This window comes from Asaia sp. SF2.1 (genome assembly GCF_000505765.1).
GTDB lineage: Bacteria > Pseudomonadota > Alphaproteobacteria > Acetobacterales > Acetobacteraceae > Asaia > Asaia bogorensis.
In genome coordinates, this window is the sequence record NZ_AYXS01000034.1 from 42,729 (window position 1) to 48,521 (window position 5,793).

The window sequence follows — 5,793 nt, forward strand, 5'->3', positions numbered from 1 at the left end:
GTGACCAATATGGCGGGGCAACTGCTCTTCTCGGTGTCGCCCAATCTGTCTCCCACCAATACGCTCAATATACAGGCCGGCAGTGGCCTCGGTGCTGCGGGACTATATGTGCAGAAGGGTGATAGCGGATCGCCCAATCTCGGCCTTTACCCAGCTGCGGGTGGAGAAATACAGATGTCATCGCCCGTTGCCAGCCCGGGAGCCGCGGTTCCTGCGAAGGCAGAGGGTGGTTTTTTGCATCTGAATGTGAACGGGACGGATTATCGCGTTCCGCTATTCACGGTTGAGCAGGTGGGTGGCTGATGGCTCTTCTGCGAGACCGGGATCTGGATGGGCTTCAGGCAACTGACCGGAAGCTTTTGTATGACACGGGCATAGCGCCTGGTACGGCGCGCGATTTCGCTCGCCGTATGCGCCTTCTGCTACCGCAGGGATGGTTTCCAGCCTATCGGGGCGATGAGTTGGAAGAAGCGCCGGTGTTGCAGGCGCTTCTGACCGGGTTCGGAGCGGTATTGGCCTATATATGGCAGCTGATGGGGGTTGTGCGAGCCCAGACACGCCTTGGGACGACGAGTGGTGCTTTTCTGGATATGGCGCTCATCGATTATTTCGAATCCGGAAGAACTGCACGCCTGCCCCTGGAAAAGGACAGCCATCTGCGCCGACGCATTGCTGCAGATCTGGTAGCGCCACGCAACACGCGACAGGCGGTGTCAGAGACTGTGCGTCAAATCTCTGGTGCAGCCCCTCGGATCATCGAAACGGGGACAGTGCGTGATTGCGGTGCATGGTGTCATCTGGGTGGCTATGGCGCTGTACGCAGTCGGTATGGGGCGCGACATGGTGGTCAGTTTGTCATTGAGGTTTTTCCGAAACTGCCGGTTCAGCAATTCGAACTGTACGCCGCAATCAAGGCGGTAAAGGCGTGCGGTGTGATCGCATGGGTAAGGATGGAAGCTTAATGGATCGTCCAATCATCTATTCAGGCGCCGTGCCCTTTGATACGGATCTCCTGCGTCTTGGCCGCTATGTGAAGGAAGGTGTGGGACGACTTGCGGAGATCCTGCTGGGTAGCCAGACGGTCATGGCATCGGGTCTTGCTTGTGTGGTCTCGTTATCGGATCTGTCGGTCTCTGTCGGGCCGGGAACGATCATTGCGCCCTATGCGCTGGATGGCTCTCATATCGGGAGTGTTTCTGCGGGGCTCGCAGCGGCGCCCGCGATTGTTCCGAGCCTGTTTTATAACGACGAAGTCCAGCACATTCCTGTTTCTTTGACTGGTGCTACGTTAACGCTCTTTGCGATCTGCAGCGAGCAGGATGACAGTCCGGATGTTCTGCCTTTCTATAATGCCGATCAGCCGGACCAGACCATGGCGGGGCCTGATAACCGCGGTAAGGCGCTGCCTACGCGCAGGACGGGGCGCATCGCGTTTGTCATGGCTTCCGATCCGCCAGCCGTCGCCGATGCTGTGGTTGTGCCCCTCTATGAGGTGACAATTCCTGCTGGCGCACAAACCCTGTCGGGGGTTGTGGCACAGCCGGGGGCAGCGTTCATGCCGCATCTAACCCAGTTTGCGACGATGGATTTTGCCCAGCAGGTGAGTCAGCCTTACGCTGTTTGCGCGACGAGCGGTCTTCTGACCATTCCGGACTGGGCGAAACAGGTTGAGCTGCGGCTTATTGGCGCGGGCGGCGGCGGTGCGTCTTGCAGTGTTATCTCTCCTGATGCCGGGGCTTTTTCGGGAGCGGGTGGTGGTGCCGGGGGCGATGCATGGGGGATCTATGCGCTTGATCCGGCGCGCGACAGCACATTGTCGGTCACGATCGGTCTGGGTGGCGGTCCGGATCAGAAAGGTGGGCCGAGCTACGTGACCTATGGCGGCCAGCCTCTTCTTTCTGCCGATGGGGGAGCGGCTGGATATTTTTCGGCCGCACGGAATTCCTGCGGCGGTAGCGGCGGCGGTGCTGCTGGCGGGATTCTGTGGAACCAGAATGGTGGCGCTGGCAGTGACGGGCAGTTCGGCAATCTGGTTTTCGCCGGGAACGGTGCCGATGGACCATGGGGCGGTGGTGGCAAGGCAGGGGCGTTGCTCGGGCTGACTGCCACCAAATACGGGGCAGGTGGCGGAGGCGCTTATATGGCCCGCCAGGCGGGAGAGGTGACCGCCGGTGGGCGAGGCTTTCAGGGCTGTCTGATTTACAGGTTTCTGTATTGATGTCGTCGCAAATGTTTTCCGAGCATTTCGAGCGTCGGCATATCAGTTCAGTGGATTGGACGCGGTGTTGTTGATCCACTCGGCGTTGTGGGCTCGGAAAGAGCGGACATCGTCTGCCGAGACGGCGCTACCCATGTTGCCCCAACTATGGCGTATGAATGTCACGACATCGGCAATATCCTGATCGGTCAGAACGTGACTAAATCCCGGCATGGTCAGTGATGATTGCGCCTTGGCTGTGGCGGGTACGCTTGCGCCACGCAGGACGATCAGAATGAGCGATCCCGGATCCTTGTCCATAAGGGTAGGGTTACCTGCCAGGGGCGGGAAGGCTGGTGCGTAGCCATGTCCATCGGTCCGATGACAGGCGGCGCACCGATCGACATAGACCTGTGCGCCATGATCTGGCAGATGCCCCTCATGCAGCGCATTGGCCACGGTCACGTCGGCCCGCCATGGCGCCTCTTTCTTGCGCGCTGGGAGTTCGGTCTTGAGATAGCGTGCAATGGCGTGAAGATCGGCATCGCTCAGATGTTGTGTGCCATGCACGATGGCCTCGCTCATGCCACCGAATGCCGATCCATGCTGGTTGCGACCAGTGGCAAGGAAGGTGACAATGTCATCCTCACTCCATCGCCCCAAGCCTGTTCTATCGTCCTGTCGAAGATTGACCGGTGTCCAACCATCGACGCCGCCGCCGCCTGCCAGATAGGTGGCGCCCTGGTCACTGGAGAGCGATTTTTCCTGCATGGTCAGGGCACGGGGGGTGTGGCACGCCCCGCAATGGCCAGGACCCTCCACCAGATACGCACCACGCGCGATCTCAGCGGAGGCGAAGGAGCGGTTGGCATTGGCCATGGCCGCTTTGGGCGTGGGCGCAAAGGCCCAGCGCCATAGCGTCATGGGCCAGCGCATCGAGAGAGGCCAGGGTATGGTGTTCGCTGGCGGGGCTTTGGCGAGTGGGGCGATGCCTTCGCGGAAATAGATCCACAGCGCATGGATATCGGCATCGGTCATGCGCGCGTAGGACGGGAACGGCATGGCCGGATAAAGGGGTTTGCCGTTTCTGCCGATGCCCTGACGGAGGGCTCTGGTGAAGTCGGCTTCAGTATAGGCGCCGATCCCATGCTGCGCGTCGGGTGTAATGTTGGGCGCATAGAGCGTGCCGATTGGCAGGACGAAAGGATTGCCTCCCGCATAGGGGGCGGAAGGGTCGTGGGTGTGACAGGCCGAGCAATCGGCCGCCTCGGCCACGTAACGTCCCTGATCGATCAGGCCGCGGTGATTGGTAGTCTGGGCATGACCCATCGGCGGGACCGCGAGTGTGCCGATGAGAGTAAAGCCCGTGGCGAGCAGGAGAGACAGGCGCTTCATCATAGCGAGACCAGTGGGCCGGGCTGCGACAGATATTGGGTGCGGATATGATACGCCGCCCAGTAAGCCAGAGCCGCGACGGTACCCGTCGGGTTGTAACCCATGCCTTGGGGAAAGGCGTTGGAGCCGATGACAAAAACGTTCGAGACGTCCCAGCTCTGCAGATAGCGGTTCAGGGCGCTGTCCTGCGGGCTTGTACCCATAACCGCCCCTCCGCCCAGATGGGTGGTCTGATAGCGTCGTGTATCGAAGGCCTCCCCATGTTCGAGCCTGCCCAACTCGTAGCGTCTGGCCCCAAGGGCTTTCATGATCGGTTCGATCTTGCCTACGACATACTGGTTCATGCGGATGTCGTTTTCCTTCCACGTGAAGGTCATGCGCAGAAGTGGCTGGCCGTAACTGTCTTTCCAGGTCGGATCCAGATCAAGATAGACGTCGCGATAGGCCATGTTGCTGCCATGTGCGTCCATGGCCATCGAATGCCTGTAGGTGTCGACAAGCCCCGCCTTGTAGCCGGCTCCCCAGCGCGGGGCAGATTTCCCCCCGCCTGTCATCGCGGCGGCGATCGGTTTGACACCGGCCTGGTTGACCCAGATGGGTGACCCGCCGATGAAGCCCAGCGGGCCGTGATCGAAATTATCGCTGTTGAAATCGTCTATGGCGACGCCTGCGCCGCCTGCCCCGACAAACTGGTTGGTGTACTGATTTTCAGAAAGCCATGCCCGGGACGTTGTGATGGTCTGATAAACGAAATTACGTCCTACCACGCCGGTATTACTGACCGGGTCATAGGGTTTGCCGATGCCGGAAAGAAGCATGAGGTGGACATTATGGAACTGGAAGGCTGCGAGAATGACCAGTTCCGCCTCGATGGTTTTCTCGTGGTTTTCACGTTGGTCGAGATAGGTCACGCCGGTCGCCTTGCGGCGATCGCTGTCAAGATTGACCCTCAGCACATGAGCATCGGTAATCAAGGTAAATTCGGGATCGTTGCGGAGCGCGGGCAGGATATTGATATTAGGTGATGCCTTGGAATACATGTAGCAATCATAACCGCTACAGTAACCGCAGAAATTGCATGGCCCCATCTGAAGGCCGTAGGTATTCGTATATTGTTTCGAGGCATTTGCGGCTGGCAGGGAATAGGGATGATAGCCAGCCTCTGCACTTGCCTTTCGGAACAGGCTGGCGGTGTAGACATCCTGCATCGCAGGCAGTGGGAAGTTGTCGCTGCGTGACGGGGCGAAAACGTTTCCCTCTCCGACAATCTGCCCGTTGATTTTATAAGCTTCACCTGAAGTGCCGAAAACCTTTTCCGCCTTGTCGAAAAATGGTTCCAGTTCCTCGTAGGTGACGCCGTAATCCTGCAGATTCATCGTTTCCGGGATGAATTTTGCGCCATAGCGCTCGATGACGTGGCTTTTGAGTCGAAGGTCATCCGGGGCAGCGCGAAAATGCACACCAGACCAGTGCAGACCGGCACCGCCGACGCCTTCACCTGGAAGGAATGCGGCCAACTGCCTGTAGGGCAGGGCTGTCTGGTTGATGGTATTGCGAATGGTGACGGTCGTCTTGGCCGGGTTCTGGAACAGGCGGTGGCGAATGGCCCCGCGCAATTCGTCGATGGAGCCGGGATATGTTCCTTCATCGGCGGTTTTACGTTCGGGTCCGCGCTCAAGCATGACGACGTTTCGCCCCGCCTCGCGCATTTCCTTGGCAAGGATGGCGCCTGCCCAGCCGGCCCCAATGATGACAACGTCAGTCCGTTTTGAAGTCATGCGTCTGATACTCGGTAATAAACGGGGTCAGGCCTTCTGGCCGTCGATTGATACGGGGCCGAAGGGGTAGGCCGCCCCTTCCTGATTGACCCAGTCCATGAAGTCGGCGCGCGAGCCGGGGAAGCCCAGCAACATCCAGCCTTGCATATGACGATTGCCACCATGGATCGGGTCGGCAAAAGCGCCTTCGAGCGTGTTGCGGCGCAGCTGCTCGAAAAACAGACGGGCATTGAAGGCGGGGAAATGGACCGCGCCACCTTCGAACGCGCTCAGAAGCTCAATCTGGATATCCTGCGTCAGGTCAGCAAAATCCTTGCCACGCTCTGCGTTCGCGTAGTGATTGGCCGCTTCGATACCTTGTCGATAGAGATCACAAGGCGCCAAAGGAAGCTGGTAGCCCAGATTGGCGGGGCCATCCTGAAA

5 protein-coding genes and 1 pseudogene are annotated in these 5,793 nt (G+C 59.2%); 3 read left to right on the top strand and 3 right to left on the bottom strand.

The annotated features are described in order from the left end of the window. The 3 genes and pseudogenes from P792_RS31440 to P792_RS31450 form a co-directional block, all read left to right on the top strand. Positions 1-303, top strand: a pseudogene (locus tag P792_RS31440) (hypothetical protein); the annotation flags it as partial. Further along, a complete protein-coding gene (locus P792_RS31445) occupies positions 303-962 on the top strand; it encodes a hypothetical protein (protein WP_023979330.1) in 660 nt (219 codons plus the stop codon). The pseudogene P792_RS31440 and the gene P792_RS31445, both read left to right, overlap by 1 nt. Next, the gene (locus tag P792_RS31450) at positions 962-2,218 is read left to right on the top strand and encodes a hypothetical protein (protein ID WP_023979331.1); all 1,257 of its coding nucleotides are present in this window, start codon (positions 962-964) and stop codon (positions 2,216-2,218) included. Before P792_RS31445 ends, P792_RS31450 begins: the two co-directional genes overlap by 1 nt. A gap of 42 nt (positions 2,219-2,260) precedes the next feature. Here P792_RS31450 and P792_RS31455 read toward each other — a convergent pair whose 3' ends face one another. The 3 genes from P792_RS31455 to P792_RS38925 all read right to left on the bottom strand — a co-directional run. Then, the gene (locus tag P792_RS31455) at positions 2,261-3,592 is read right to left on the bottom strand and encodes a cytochrome c (RefSeq protein WP_023979332.1); all 1,332 of its coding nucleotides are present in this window, start codon (positions 3,590-3,592) and stop codon (positions 2,261-2,263) included. Then, entirely contained in the window at positions 3,592-5,370 is a 1,779-nt protein-coding gene (locus P792_RS31460) for a GMC family oxidoreductase (protein WP_023979333.1), read from the bottom strand. Before P792_RS31460 ends, P792_RS31455 begins: the two co-directional genes overlap by 1 nt. Before the next feature lie 27 nt (positions 5,371-5,397). After that, positions 5,398-5,793 (bottom strand): gluconate 2-dehydrogenase subunit 3 family protein (locus P792_RS38925; protein WP_035440316.1); only part of this gene is annotated, 396 nt, incomplete at its 5' end.